Genomic DNA, 13,551 nt, shown 5'->3' on the forward strand with positions numbered 1-13,551 from the left:
GGTCGCGCTACCGTTCGGAACCCTCGCCCGCGCGGCGCTTACGCACGATCGTGAGGCCGTCGGCAATAGGAACCATCACGCTTTCGACCCGCGGATCGACGGCAAGACCATCGTTGAGGGTTCGCAGGGCAAGCGTATCCGCGTCCTGCGCGTAGGGGTTGGCAACCTCGCCCATCCACAGCACGTTATCGAACAGGACCAGGCCATTCGGGCGCAGGCGCAGCAGAATCTCCTCGAAGTAGTCGGAGTAGCCGGGCTTGTCGGCATCGACAAATGCAAGGTCGAATTGCTCCGTCGGCGGCAACCCGCGCAGGGTTTCCAGGGCAGGACCAAGTCGGAGATCGATCTTGTGAGCGACATCGGCCCGCTCCCAGAAGCGCCGGCCGATCGATGTCCATTCCTCGCTGATATCGCAGCACAGAAGGCGCCCGTCGTCGGGCAATGCCCGTGCCAGACACAGGGCGCTGTAACCGGTGAAAGTGCCGACCTCGATCGCGTGTCGCGCGCCGATCGCTCGTGCCAGCAGAGCCATGAATGCTCCCTGCTCCGGTGCGACCTGCATCAGACTGATGTTCCCGAGAGCCGCAGTTTCCTCAGCCAGTTCGGCAAGCAAAGGGTCCCGATCGCTGCGGTGCGCAACGAGATAACTGTACGTCTCCGGCGTCAAAGCGATGAACTTGTCGAGCACGGGTCCGATCTCCATCCGGTTCGCAGCGACGGGCCCGGCGCAGCTAGCGCACCACCAACACCGGGCAATGGGCGTGGCGCACGACCCGTTCGGCGACGCTGCCCAACAGGAGGTGGCGCAAGCCGGTTCTACCCTTGGTGGCAATCACGACCAGATCGACCCCTTCCTGTTCGGCAACTCGGATTATCTCCTCCGCCGGCATGCCATGGGCGACCACGGTACGGTAGCGCACACCGGCGAGCGGTCCGGTCTTCGGCACACATTCGATCAAGGCGTTGCGAGCGTCGATCTCGGCCCGCTCCCGTGCATCGGGCCCGAGCACATCGCTGGGATAGTACTGCGCATACATAGGATTGGGCACAACCAGGGCTTCGAAGACGTGACAGAGCAAGACTTCGGCCTCCTGATCGGCAGCGATGCGAAAGGCGTGGTCAACGGCATGGTTTCCCGCCTCGGAGAAGTCGGTGGTCACGAGTATCCGGGTGAAGTATTCGAACATGCGCACACCCTCCGGTCCCGAGTATACCTGCTTCCGCGCCGACGAACAGGGATCGAGACAGGTCCCACCGGATTGGCCCCGCGACCGCTTCGGGGTATTGAAACGCCACAGCGGCAGGCTCCCATGTCAGAAACGATTCTCGTAGTTAACGCCGGCTCTTCGAGCATCAAGTTCGCCCTGTTCGACGTCGGCACAAGCGGCAGACTGGCGCCCGGGGCGCACGGCCAGGTCGAGGGTATCGGCACCGCGCCGCGGCTGACGGTCGGCACCGGCGGATCGGCGAGCATCGACCGGCCATGCCCGAAGGCCGCGACGCACCAGGGTGCGCTCGACGAGATCCGGCACTGGCTCGGCGAGCACTTGAGGGGCGGTGTCGTTCGGGCCGTGGGCCATCGTATCGTACACGGTGGCCAGGAGTTCGCCACCCCGGTGCGGATCGATGCGGCAGTGCTCGCCGCGCTCGAACAACTGATCCCCCTCGCACCGCTGCACCAACCGCACAACCTTGCCGTCATCCGGGCGGTGGCTGAGTCGATGCCCGAGGTGGCGCAGGTGGCCTGCTTCGACACTGCCTTTCACCGCTCGCAGCCGCCGGTTGCGCAAGCCTGCGCGCTGCCGCGGCAGATCACGGATATGGGGGTGCGGCGTTACGGCTTCCACGGCCTCTCGTACGAGTACATCGCCTCGGCCTTGCCGACCCTCGCTCCGGAAGTCGGCGACGGCCGAGTCGTCGTCGCCCATCTCGGTAACGGCGCCAGCATGTGTGCCATGCGGGACGGCCGAAGCGTCGCGACCACGATGGGGTTCACTGCCCTCGACGGCCTGGTGATGGGTACCCGCTGCGGGGCCCTCGACCCCGGGGTGCTACTCTACCTGATGGACCAGCGAGGGATGGACGCCCGTGCGTTGGAACGGTTGCTGTACCACGAGGCGGGTTTGCTGGGCGTCTCCGGCATCTCGAGCGACATGCGAACGTTACTCGCCAGTGGCGAGGCGCGCGCCGCGGCTGCCGTCGACCTCTTCGTGTACCGGATCTCGCGCGAGCTGGGCTCCCTGGTAGCCGCCCTCGGCGGTGTCGACGCACTGGTGTTCACCGGCGGCATCGGCGAGAACGCCGCCACAATTCGCGCCCGGGTGTGCACCGACGCCGCATGGCTGGGTCTGGCCCTCGATCGCGCCGCCAACGAGGCCGGCGGCCCATGCATCTCCCGCTCGCCCGCACCGCCATCCGCCTGGGTAGTGCGAACCGACGAAAACCTCATGATCGCCCGCCATACGCAGCGCGTTCTGACGGCTTCCGCCGCACCGCTTTCAGCGCCACGGCGGTAACCTGCTGCCGGCCTCCGCCTTCCGCCTAGGTCAGCCCCAACCGGCGCGCAATGATAACCTTCATGATCTCGTTCGTGCCGGCATAGATGCTCTGCACGGCCGCATCCGCGTAATCCATGGCGATGGGATACTCCAGCATGAACCCATAGCCACCGTGGAGCTGCACGCAGTCGCTGGTCAATCGCTTCTGGAGATCGGTCGTCCACCACTTCGCCATGCTCACTTCCTTGACGATATCCTCGCCGCGCACGTGGGCGACGAGCAGCTTGTCGACAAACGCCTGACCGATCTCGCACTCGGTGGCGTACTCGGCAAGCTTGAACTGCGTGTTCTGGAAGGCGGCGACGGACTGGCCGAAAGCCTTACGCTGTTTGGTGTAATCGATGGTGTCGGCAAGGGCCCGCCGGCACGAGGTTATCGACGCCACGGCGATCGACAGCCGCTCCTGTTGGAGTTTCTCCATGAGCATGCGGAAGCCCTGCCCCTCCGCACCGAGAAGGTTGCGTACCGGCACCGCGCAGTCCTCGAACGACAGTTCGCTGGTGTCCTGACCGCGCAGGCCGAGCTTGTCCAACTTCCTTCCCTTGACGAACCCGGGTGTACCCGCCTCGACCAGAATCAAGCTAATGCCCTGGTGGGGCGGGTTGGCGTCGGGATCGGTCTTGGCGACGACGATGAACAGGTCGCCGATCTGACCGTTGGAGATGAATGTCTTGGAACCGTTGAGGATGTAGTGATCGCCGCGCCGGAGGGCGCGCGTTTGCACATTCGCCAGGTCGGAGCCGGTGCCGGGTTCGGTCATGGCGATGCCGAGGAGGATATCGCCGGCGATCGCCCCCGGGAGGTACTTCCGTTTCTGTTCGACGTTGCCGTACGCAACCAGGTAGGGCATGCAGATGTCCGAGTGCAGCGAGATCATCATGGCGTGCGCTCGGATCCACGTCATCTCCTCGATAATGACGGCATCGTAAAGGAAGTCCCCGCCGGCACCGCCGTACTCGGCGGGCTGGTTCGCACCAAGGAAACCTGCCGCCCCGGCTCGCCGCCAGGTTTCGCGGTCGCTCATACCGCGGAGGTTCCACTCGGGGATCTTGGGCATTACCTCCGCCTCCGCAAAGCGCCGGAACTGGCTACGAAACTGCTCGTGTTCTTCGGTGAAGATATCGCGTCGCATGCAAGCCTCCTGACGGGCACCCGGCCGTCCGCACGCGAGTGAACGCGGGCGTGGCGGCGCGGGATATTACCGGCGTACCGCCGTCATGGCGAGGGGGGCGTACATGCGCACTACCGCGCCGCGGCGTCGGCGCGAATGGCCGCAGCTATGTCGGCGCTCATCGTCGCCAACGCCCGACTGTGGGCCGCCGCCAGCGCATCGAAGGAGTCGTCGCCAACCGGCTCGCGGGTGGCGGTGCGCCCGACCCGCGTCGACCCGTCGGTCGCCCGCTGCACGGTCCACACCGCATCCAGCACGGCCGCCTGCAGTCGTAGCGACTCGAAGCGCTGCACATCGATCGTCACACGATACGCGGGAGCGAAGTTCGCCAGCGGCCAGGCCGCCACGTCGGGCGTCCCGAGCAACGTCGCAAGATCGGCGGCAACGGTCCGCGAAATAGCGTCGGCCAGAGGCGCCACCCAACGATTGAACTCGTCGATGTCGACACGGTTCGGCGCGATCTGCACCACAAACTGCGGTCGATCGACGGCCGCCGGAATCGTCACCGGCCCGACCAACACCGCACATGCGGTCGCCGGCGTGCCATCGGCCCGCGCCGTGGCCGACAACGTGTAGAAACGGGAAGGCGCCGACGCTCCGCAGCCACACAGCGACGACGCCGAAGCCAGGATCGCGAGCATACGGAAGAACGGCGGCGTCATGGCCGACCCTCTCCCGACTTGCCGCGCAACAACGCTTCCGGGTGCCGCTCAAGATAGTCAACCAGCACGCGCAGACCGCGAGCGGCACGAGCGACTTCCTGCAACGCGACAGCGACCTCCTGACTCAGCACCGACTCGGGCTTGACGAGCTGGTCGGCGTGATCGAGGGCGCTGCGGGCGCTAACCAGCGTGCGGCCAAGTTCCTCGACGGCACGTTGCACGTCGTTGCCAAGTCGCTCGTAAGGAACCCGATCGAGCTTCGCCAGCAGTCCCTGCACATCTTCGCCAATGGCATCGAAAGGTACGCCGTCGAGCTTTCGAACGATGCTGGCAATGCGGGTTTCCAGCGCCGCAAGCTGACCCGGCACCGTCGGCAGCTCAACCGGATCGTGCGTCCAATCCACGGTCTCGGGAGGGGCTTCGGGAAAGAAATCGAAGGCCACAAATAACGCTCCAGTTAGCAGGTTCCCCGTCTGGAGCTGCGCCCGTACCCCGTGCGCCACCAAAGAGTCGATCAACTGCCGCCGCATCGCTCCGGAATCGGGGTTCGCCTCCGGTTCGATCACCCTGACGCCAAAGCGCTGCAGGTCGATCCGGATTGTTACCGGGGCGGTGAACGTGAACGTCCGGGCATCGACCTGTCCGCTGACACCGACCACTTCGCCGATGGGAATGCCACGAAACTCCACGGGCGCCCCATCGACAAGCCCACGCACCGACTCCGTGAACACCAGTACGTACGTCTGTGGGTCCTGAGCGGTCATCTTAAGAGCATCGCTGCGGTTGTCGAAGAGAGGAAAGAGGGCATCGGTCTCCGCCGCCGATCTCGTCGTCGCGGTGGCAGGCGTTTCGAACGCGATCCCGCCGACCAGAATGGACAGCAGCGATTGCGTCTCTATGTCGATCCCGCCTGCGGTCAGTGACACGTCGACACCGCTGGCTTGCCAGAAGCGCGTGTCGGCATTGACGTACCGGTCGTACGGCGCTTGCACGAAGACCCGGACGGTGATGGCCTGGCCGTCCGGATCGAGTACGTATGACGCCACCTGTCCCACCTGCAGGCGCCTGAAGAACAGCGGCGTCCCAGTGTCGATCGACCCCAGGTCACGGGTCTTCAGCTTGAAGAAACGACCGGCAGTCTCCCCGGTTACGACGGGCGGAGCGTCCAGAGCGACAAACTCGCGTCGCCTCTGCGGTGACTTACCGATCTCCATGCCGATGTACGCGCCGGAAATCAGCGTGCTCAAACCGGTCACATTCGCTCCGGAAATGCGCGGGCCCACGACCCAGAACCGTGTATCCTCGGCAAGCAAGTCGGCCGTTCCCGGTGCCATCTGCGCCCAGGCGATGACCCGTTTGTGATCGTCCGCGAGGGCGATCGTCGTCAACGTCCCCACCGGTACGCCATTGTAATGGATCTGGGTCTTGCCGGCCTCGAGGCCTTCGGCGGACCTGAAAACGATAGAGATCGTGGGCCCCTGATTCAGGATGCGAGTCGCCGCGACCCACGCGCCGACCAACGCAGCCACAGCCGGTACGATCCAGACGGCGGAGATCCGCGCACGTGCCTTCGCAACGATCTTCGATTCCGGGAGCGGCGGCGGGTCGCGCTCAGGCATACTGCGGCTCGTTGGCGCTGTCGGCGTCCCATATCAAGCGCGGGTCGAATGCATCGACCGCCAGCATGGTGAGCACGACGACGGCAGCGAAGAAAAACAGACCGGGGGCCGGCGAGACGGACATCAACGGCTGCAGTTGCACGAGGGCAGCCGTGAACGTGTCGACGAAGACATCAACCATCGACCAGCGGCCGATCAGTTCGACCGTCCGGTAGAGGCGAATACGTTGCACTGTGTTGGCGACCGAACCGCGCCCAACGCTCACGAGGATGTATCCCATCGCCAGGATCTTCACGCTCGGGATCACGATGCTGGCGCAAAGGACGATCAGCGACAACGGCCAGCCCGTAGGTGACCACAGGAGCGCGACCCCCTGCAGAATCGTGTCGGATTCGGTGCCCTCGGGTGTCGTCGTGGTCAGCACGGGCAGCAGGTTGGCCGGAACGTAACAGATCGCGGCGGCAACGAGGTACGCCCATGTGCGTTGCAGGCTGTAAGGCTTGCGGAATGTCAGTTCGTCGCCGCAACGGGGGCAAAGGCCGCGCTCCGCTCCATGGGCCGGCCGGGAGAGCAGCGCGCACGTTCCGCAGCTCTGCAATCCAGCCTGCATAGCGGTCGAGGCCGTGCGGCTCACCGCGTCGCCTCCGCCAACATGTCGGCCATGCCGGCCGATCGAACGCTGTCTTCCGCCCAGACGACCCGGCGCCATACCTGCTGGCGATCGACGTTCGCCTGCATGGCCGCGAGCACGAAGACGAGCGCACCGAGGAAGTAGAGCGCCGCTCCTGGAATCACCGCCGCATAGTCCGCAATCTTGATCAGGGCCACCAGCACACCGAGCAGCATCACTTCGATCATGCTCCAGGTCACGGTCAGCCGATGGTAGCGCATGAGTATCCCAACCCAGCGGGGCGGGCGAGTCCAGCGGACACCGAGGACAATCGCCAGTGCGAATCCGATCTGCAACGCCGGCGCAACCACCGCGGTCCATAGCACCAGAACCGCTACCGCCGCCTCGCCGCTGTTCCACAGATGATGGACGCCGCCGATTACGGTCGTGGAAGCGGCCCGACCAGCCGCCGAGAGCCCCAACATCGGAGTTGCGTTGGCAACCACGTAGAGCACCGAGGCCGCCAGAGCGAGAGCCAGCATCCGGACGAATGCGTCGGGCCGGTGCCGCCCTATCTCGCCGTAGCAACGCGGGCACCGTACCGAGGCCCAGGCCGTCAGGCTCGGATATCCTTGCAGTAAGTCACAGTGCGGACAGGCGACGATCCCCGCATCCGGCCCGGGTGCGTTGAAGAACCGTCCCGCCTTACCTGCTGAGCCGTCGTCCCTCACCACCATCTTCCACATCTCAATTCGCGGGATGGCACACGGAAGACAGGAGGTCAATCCAACAGCGGCATCTGCGCGCTTTATCGTTGCCTGTCATACTCACCCCCGTGTTCCCCGAGAATCGTATGAGACGCGGCCACACCGAGCCACTGCGCCGGGACAGCATCGCCGCGTCGGTTCGGGCGAGGTGTCCACGGTTCCCGCGGATTCGGATGCGGGAAAGACAACCCCTTGCCCGCGTAACGCACACTCGGCAGCGCGTTCGGTCGGTGCGGCTCCGTTACCGCGGGTAGCGGCCGCAGAGCTCTCCGAACATCTCGATCGGTCGGGCGACTTCACCCCGCGCAATCGTCTCCGGGGCGTTCTCCATGGTGTCGGCAAGTACCAGCGGCGTGCCGACGTGGACCCAGCAGCTCAGACCTGTTCCCGCGAGAACACGCGTACGTAAGTGCGTCCACATCGTAATATCGTCTACCCAGTAGGCGCTCCGGTCGCTGTAGCGCAACGTCACCGGGACCACCGGCACGCGTGCGCAACGCAGGAGGCGCAGGAGGCCGGGGGCGAACGGCCCGGGCAGCCGCTCGCCCCGCGTGGTTCCTTCCGGAAAGACGACAACACGCATCGTTCGTACGCGCCGCAGCAACTCGCGCGCCGCCCTTACGCGGTCAGCCGGATCGTCGCGGTCGACGAAGATGCTGCCGGCGGCGCGCGCCACGCCGCCGAACACGGGCCAGTCGGCAACGTCCGCACGACTGAGAAAGGTCGCCCCGAGCGCGCCGGAAAGGACGGCGATGTCGAGGTATGTCCGATGATTGGATACGTAAAGACACGGGGTGTCGAGCGGCTCCCCAACGATCCTCACCTCGAGACGCAGTCGCCGCCAGGCGCGCCGACACCAGCGCTGCATCTGCGCCACCGCCAGCTGCGGCTGCGGACCGCGACGGCGAACGACCAACCGGTGGACCCACAAACGCAGCGCGGCCGAGACGACGAATCGTGTCACGATGGCGTACGGGCGCACCGCACATGACCCAGGTGAGACCGAGCCGAGAACGAACCGCGGTCCCGAGCGCAACCGGTCGTCATCAGCGGCGGCGCCGCCCGCGTCCCGCCGGCGAACTTGGCCGTGAACTCGCCGATTCCGTCCCGTGCATGGTGACCCCAACTCCCACTTGACCGAAACGCGTCTCGATGGTTTCGCCGAACTGTGCCGTAACCAGGACGACATCGTCGGTGTCCATCGCGATCGCCGTCCCTTGAGGCACCTGGGGGGTCGGTACCGTAAGAATTACGACGAGACTGTTCGGGATCAGCAGGTGCGAGAACGTGAAACCGCCGCCGGGCGGATTCGGGATGACTTGCAGGAACATTTGCAGCGGCCGGGGGCTCTGGCGCAGCAGGCGCAGCACCTCTAGAAACCCGGCGCGGATGCGGGCTTTCACGTTCGGAACGCTCTTGAACCATCCACCGCCGGACTCGTCGAACCAGTGATCTCTTATGTGCAGTTCCTCAGCCGGTCCGGCGATAAGATTGAGGGCAATGCCGAGTGCGGCGAGATCCTGAGTACCCTTAACCTGATCGCGGATTACCTTGAGGCTCGCCTGCGTCTGATTCAGAGATGCCAGGTCCATACGTTGGAGTATGTCGGGCTTCGAGTACTGCTGTGTGAGCGCCAGGGTCGAGTTGGGGTCATCACCGCTGATGGGCATTGCCTTCTCCTTTTCTTGCGCGCCGTGGGCGCGTCAGTGGCGGTTTGCGCTGCACTTCGAACACGTGAACTCGTTCGCGGAACCCGCGCAAAGAAACGCGGCCACGGTCCACGAAAGAGAACGCCGGATCGGCGATTAGCTGGCGCACGACGTCCGCCACCAGCACCTGACCGGGCCGGGCACGCCCGCAAATCCGGGCCGCAGCGTTCACGGCCGCGCCAAACAATTCGCTGCCGTCGCGGACGGGTTCGCCCGCACTAATGCCGATGCGAACTAGCAGCCGAGCGTCCGCGTCGGCCGTGTTCTGTTTGGCCAGTTCGGCCTGGATGTCGAGGGCGCACCTGACGGCGTCGGCGGCGGCCGCAAACGCCGCCATGAAACCGTCGCCGGTGTGTTTGAGCTGCCGAGCGCCACGTTTCGTCAGGCAGCGCCTGACAATGTGGTCGTGCCGTCGCAGCACGGCCCGGGCACCAACGTCCCCGAGCCGGTCAATAAGCTCGGTGGACCCTGCCAGATCGGTGAAGAGCACCGCCAGCACCTGCCGCTCCGGAGTCCTGGCGATGCCCGCTGCTGCCTGGCCCGACCACGGTTGCGCCTGATCCGCAACACCGCTTGCCCGCGCCAAGGGCACAACCTCGATTCCGTGCGCGGCTGCCCAGGCCTCTGCCCGAGCCGTCCACGGGGCGAGACCCCCACGTCCGAAGGCGCTCAGGGCGAGGTCGATGAGCTGGCGCGTTTCGTCACCGATGCTAGTTTCCGCCCGAGCGGCGGCCAATAGGCGCGCCAGGTCGAAGCAGGCACGGCCGAGTTCCGGACCGGCCCCAGCTCTTTGGGCGGCGGCAATTGCGGTGCGAAAGTGGACCTCGGCCCGAGCGCGGTCACCGAGCAGCGCCGCGGCAACACCCAGCACCCGCGAGAGCAGAAACACCCACCCGCTCGAGAACACCACGCCCTGCGTCTCGGCGTACAGCAAGGGTTCGTAGGCGCGCGCCGCGAGTTCGGACACCCCGGCGAGGTCCGCCACTTCGACTGCGGCACACAGCGGTCCCAGGCTGTTGACGTCCGCCTTTTCCGGCCATGGAATGGCAGTGAGCATGGCGGTGGCTAACTCGGCCCTTATCGTCGGTGACGGCTCGGTGTACGCACGCACCAGGTCCCCATAGAGCCTAGCCAGGAGCTGGATGCCCCCGCCGGGCTCGTCGAAGACCTGCCCGGGACTGACCAACGTTTCCAGGGTTCGCCTGGCATCCGCATACGCTCCGCGTCCGACGTGCGCACCGGCAAGTGCCGGCAGGCAGAGCGGCGCGCCCCACGGGTAGCGCGTGCGACGGATCATGGCGAGTGTCTGCTCCACGCAACGGCCGGCAGTACGCATGTCGCCGCGCGCCACGGCGATACAGGCCTGGGTTCCGAGACCCAGGGAGTGCTCGGCCCAGTCGTGGGTCTGGAGGACCAGCGACTCCGCTTCGCGGGCCGCCGCCATGGCATCGTCGAGTCTTCCGGCCCAGAAGAGCACCATCGGAATACGCTGGCGAGGCCAGTTCTGCAGACGCAGGTCCCCGCTACGCAACGTTATCGTGAGCGCCTTCTCGTAGCTGGCCAGGGCATCGTCGACACGCAACTGTTGCGCTTGAGCGATCGCCCGCACGACGTGGGCGCTGGCCGCCAGCACGGTGTCGCCGGTGCGCGCACTGATGCCCACGGCCCGCTCGGCCGTAGATTCCGCCTCGGCCAGACGATTCGTTACCCATTGCACCTGGGCAATAGTGGTCAGTAGTCGGCCGGCCACATCGTCGGCGTCCGGCCCCAGACGATCCAGCACGTTCTGCAGCGGCTCGATATCGACGTTCGGTCCACGCATCGTGAGCATGGCATCCGCTTGTTCCTTGAGCGCCAGCGCTAACGAGCGAACCTCACCCACGGCTTCATATGCGGCCACCGCGGCACGATAACGGGCCAGGCAGGGACCCATGTCCCGACCGCGCAGATGGGCAAAGGCGGCACCGTGCAGCAGGCCGGCAAACATCCGCTGGTCGAACCCGTCGATGCGCTCGGCGGCCGCGATTGCCGCCTCGTAAAACGCGGCCGCCTCGCCCCACGCGAAGAGCCGCGCCGCCTGCACGCCGGCGCGGCCGGCGTAGAGCGCCACCTTGGCCGGGTCGACTTCGTTCTCGGCGGCCACAAATTGGCGGGCCAGGCGCAGAAGGTTAACCTCGTCGGCTCGCGTCTCCAGGGCGGTGGCGATCCCAGCGTGGATAAGACGGCGCTCGGTGGCGCTCGGCAAGGTGTAGAAGGCGTGCCGAACGAGCGGATGCGTGAAGCGGAAATCGTCCCCCTCGGGCTCGACCATACCCTGCGCTATCCCCTCATCGAGGCGGGTCCGCACCGTGCGTGGGGCCACGGCGACAACCGTGGCAAGCGTCTTCAGATCGAAAGGGTCACCCAGAAACGCGGCCCGGGCCAGCACCCGGCGACACGGCACCGATAGAGCCTCGGTCCGCGCCGCGACGACCGACGCGATTTCCCCCGGCAGGTGGAGCGGCGCGGCCGGGTCGGCAAGGGTGAGCAACCCGTCGCGCTCCCGCAGCGCCCCCGCTGCCATCCAGCCCTGAACAATCTCCCGCACGAACAAAGGGTTGCCACGCGTAGCGGCCACGAGGCTCTCCACCAGCCGCGGGGCCGGCTCAGCCTGGGTCAGGGCACGAATCAGGGCTTGAACATCGATCTCACCCAGCCCGGTGAGGTCGAAACGCTCGCAAAAGGACTCCCTTAGCAAGCGCAACAGAACAGTTGCGAGCTGATCGCTCGGCTGCACTGGGCGGAACGCTCCCACTATCAAGAGGCGCACTGCTTCACGGGCGCCATGGTCGGCGGTCGCAAACGCCAAGTGTAAGAACAGGTCGAGCGAAGATCGGTCGGCCCAGTGTAGATCGTCAAGGACCAGAAGCAGCGGCTTTTCCTTCGTCGCTTCGATGACGGCGCGCGACACGGTCAGAAAGAGACGCAGCCGTTCCCGATCGGCATCGACAACCGCGCCCACCGAGGGCGGGCGTCGACTGGACACCCCTCCCTCCTCCAGAAATCGGCGCAGTATCGAGCGATTGCGGCCCTCCACCGCAATAGAATTCGGCGTCGACAGATCGAGCGCCTGACGCACCGCTTCGACGATCGGCAGGTAAGGTGGAGTGCCCTCCTCGAAGCTGCGGCCCCAGCCGACCGTAACTCCGCGGTTCAAGGCTACCGCGCGTAGCTCGGCAAGGAGGCGGGTCTTGCCGATACCAACCTCGCCGCCAATGAGCGCCACGCGCGGCGCACCCGCACAGGCGTCTCCGAGACGCGCCTGGATCCAGGCCAGGGGTTCTTCACGTCCGACGAGCAGTGCACCAGGTAGCGCGCGTCCCGCAACGGCCGCACCATCCGTGCCGGTAACCGGTGGCGGCAGCGGACGCCGGCGTCTGGCCGGCGCAACGTGGCGCCGGCCGGCGGCACGCGCTCCACCACTCGCCCCGATGCCGTCGAGCGCGGCCAGGGTCGCCGATGCGGACTGCGGCCGTTGCTCGGGGCTTTCCGCGAGCAGCGACAACACCAGGTCTTCGAGGGCCGGAGGCACGTCTGCCCGTCGGCGTCGGGGCGGCACCGGAGCGGCGCGCACCAACTGCAAGAGCCGATCGCGGAGCTCCGCGCCGGCGAACGGCGGGCGTCCCGTAAGCATCTCGTAAAGTACGCAGCCCAGCGCGTAGAGGTCGCTACGCGCATCCCCGAGCCTCCCGTCGAGCACTTCGGGAGCCATGTACGGCGGCGTACCAACGAGCATCTCGTCTTCAGTCAGGCGGCCACGGCGCGAGTCCAGCGACAGACCGAAGTCGCCCAGATGAGCCGTTCCTCGATCGTCCAGAAAGACGTTCGCCGGCTTGACGTCCCGGTGCGTAACGCCGGCGTCGTGGGCGTGCTGCAAGCCAGCACACACATCGCGGGCAATGACAACCACGCGCGCGATCGGCAACCCGGCGGCACCCTCGCGGGCAAGCTCCTCGGCCAGCGTCCCCCCGCGCATGAAGCGGCTTACCAGGTACAGAACGTCCGGATGCTCGATCGTGTCAAAGATCGGAACGAGGTGCGGGCGCTCTCCAACCTTGGCCATCAACTTCGCTTCGCGCCGAACACCCGCCCGGTCGGCCTCGCTCATCGCAGCCAGCGGCAACACGGCGATGGCCACCTCTCGTTCCAGCATGGCGTCGTGTGCCCGATAGACACGCTTCTGACTCCCCTCGCCAAGACACTCCCGGATCTGGAAGCGCTGCGGCAGGCCCGGGAAGCCCGCACGCTCTCCGGCCGCCGCCGGCACGCTCGACGCCGGGCGCTCACCTGTCGATTGGCCGCTGTTCATGCAAGCCCCAACGCCACCCGCCAACCTTGACAACCAGGCCCTCTGCCCACGTCCCCATGACTCGACTTCGTGTGACCTGACTGCGTCGTGTACTGTGGCGCCCCGCG

General features: G+C 66.2%; 11 protein-coding genes. 1 reads left to right on the forward strand and 10 read right to left on the reverse strand.

The genetic code is table 11. From position 1 onward, the window contains the following. Positions 1 to 7 precede the first annotated feature (7 nt). A complete protein-coding gene (locus L6Q96_14360) occupies positions 8 to 703 on the reverse strand; it encodes a class I SAM-dependent methyltransferase (GenBank protein MCK6555736.1) in 696 nt (231 codons plus the stop codon). 28 nt (positions 704 to 731) lie between these two features. After that, positions 732 to 1,187 carry a universal stress protein gene (locus L6Q96_14365; GenBank protein ID MCK6555737.1) on the reverse strand — a complete coding sequence of 152 codons (456 nt, stop codon included), beginning with the start codon at positions 1,185 to 1,187 and terminating at the stop codon, positions 732 to 734. Positions 1,188 to 1,310: 123 nt separating this feature from the next. Between L6Q96_14365 and L6Q96_14370 the strand changes: the two genes are divergently transcribed. Next, the gene (locus tag L6Q96_14370; GenBank protein MCK6555738.1) at positions 1,311 to 2,516 is read left to right on the forward strand and encodes an acetate/propionate family kinase; all 1,206 of its coding nucleotides are present in this window, start codon (positions 1,311 to 1,313) and stop codon (positions 2,514 to 2,516) included. Between the two features lie 25 nt (positions 2,517 to 2,541). Here the strand turns inward: L6Q96_14370 and L6Q96_14375 are convergent, their stop codons facing one another. The 8 genes from L6Q96_14375 to L6Q96_14410 all read right to left on the reverse strand — a co-directional run bounded on the left by L6Q96_14375 (position 2,542) and on the right by L6Q96_14410 (position 13,444). Further along, positions 2,542 to 3,690: an acyl-CoA dehydrogenase family protein gene (locus L6Q96_14375; GenBank protein ID MCK6555739.1), complete on the reverse strand. Its 1,149-nt coding sequence runs from the start codon at positions 3,688 to 3,690 to the stop codon at positions 2,542 to 2,544. A gap of 110 nt (positions 3,691 to 3,800) precedes the next feature. After that, entirely contained in the window at positions 3,801 to 4,391 is a 591-nt protein-coding gene (locus L6Q96_14380) for a PqiC family protein (protein MCK6555740.1), read from the reverse strand. Beyond that, positions 4,388 to 6,010 (reverse strand): MlaD family protein, encoded by a 1,623-nt coding sequence (locus tag L6Q96_14385; protein ID MCK6555741.1) that lies wholly within the window; start codon positions 6,008 to 6,010, stop codon positions 4,388 to 4,390. Before L6Q96_14385 ends, L6Q96_14380 begins: the two co-directional genes overlap by 4 nt. Further along, positions 6,003 to 6,644 (reverse strand): paraquat-inducible protein A, encoded by a 642-nt coding sequence (locus L6Q96_14390; GenBank protein MCK6555742.1) that lies wholly within the window; start codon positions 6,642 to 6,644, stop codon positions 6,003 to 6,005. The genes L6Q96_14385 and L6Q96_14390 overlap by 8 nt, the downstream gene beginning before the upstream one ends. After that, positions 6,641 to 7,357 carry a paraquat-inducible protein A gene (locus L6Q96_14395; protein MCK6555743.1) on the reverse strand — a complete coding sequence of 239 codons (717 nt, stop codon included), beginning with the start codon at positions 7,355 to 7,357 and terminating at the stop codon, positions 6,641 to 6,643. The genes L6Q96_14390 and L6Q96_14395 overlap by 4 nt, the downstream gene beginning before the upstream one ends. Positions 7,358 to 7,628: 271 nt before the next feature. Next, positions 7,629 to 8,351 (reverse strand): 1-acyl-sn-glycerol-3-phosphate acyltransferase, encoded by a 723-nt coding sequence (locus tag L6Q96_14400; GenBank protein MCK6555744.1) that lies wholly within the window; start codon positions 8,349 to 8,351, stop codon positions 7,629 to 7,631. Positions 8,352 to 8,433: 82 nt separating this feature from the next. Next, positions 8,434 to 9,057 (reverse strand): hypothetical protein, encoded by a 624-nt coding sequence (locus L6Q96_14405; protein ID MCK6555745.1) that lies wholly within the window; start codon positions 9,055 to 9,057, stop codon positions 8,434 to 8,436. Further along, positions 9,041 to 13,444 carry a protein kinase gene (locus L6Q96_14410; protein ID MCK6555746.1) on the reverse strand — a complete coding sequence of 1,468 codons (4,404 nt, stop codon included), beginning with the start codon at positions 13,442 to 13,444 and terminating at the stop codon, positions 9,041 to 9,043. Before L6Q96_14410 ends, L6Q96_14405 begins: the two co-directional genes overlap by 17 nt. Between the last annotated feature and the right edge of the window lie 107 nt (positions 13,445 to 13,551).

The sequence above is a fragment of the Candidatus Binatia bacterium genome, from assembly GCA_023150935.1.
GTDB lineage: Bacteria > Desulfobacterota > Binatia > HRBIN30 > HRBIN30 > JAKLJW01.

What these genes read in the sequence shown, in the direction of transcription:
- L6Q96_14380 (MCK6555740.1), bottom strand. Translation starts at nt 4,391, where the DNA reads ATGACGCCGCCGTTCTTCCGTATGCTCGCGATCCTGGCTTCGGCGTCG.
- L6Q96_14370 (MCK6555738.1), top strand. Translation starts at nt 1,311, where the DNA reads ATGTCAGAAACGATTCTCGTAGTTAACGCCGGCTCTTCGAGCATCAAG.
- L6Q96_14385 (MCK6555741.1), bottom strand. Translation starts at nt 6,010, where the DNA reads ATGCCTGAGCGCGACCCGCCGCCGCTCCCGGAATCGAAGATCGTTGCG.
- L6Q96_14395 (MCK6555743.1), bottom strand. Translation starts at nt 7,357, where the DNA reads ATGGTGGTGAGGGACGACGGCTCAGCAGGTAAGGCGGGACGGTTCTTC.
- L6Q96_14375 (MCK6555739.1), bottom strand. Translation starts at nt 3,690, where the DNA reads ATGCGACGCGATATCTTCACCGAAGAACACGAGCAGTTTCGTAGCCAG.
- L6Q96_14365 (MCK6555737.1), bottom strand. Translation starts at nt 1,187, where the DNA reads ATGTTCGAATACTTCACCCGGATACTCGTGACCACCGACTTCTCCGAG.
- L6Q96_14410 (MCK6555746.1), bottom strand. Translation starts at nt 13,444, where the DNA reads ATGAACAGCGGCCAATCGACAGGTGAGCGCCCGGCGTCGAGCGTGCCG.
- L6Q96_14360 (MCK6555736.1), bottom strand. Translation starts at nt 703, where the DNA reads ATGGAGATCGGACCCGTGCTCGACAAGTTCATCGCTTTGACGCCGGAG.
- L6Q96_14405 (MCK6555745.1), bottom strand. Translation starts at nt 9,057, where the DNA reads ATGCCCATCAGCGGTGATGACCCCAACTCGACCCTGGCGCTCACACAG.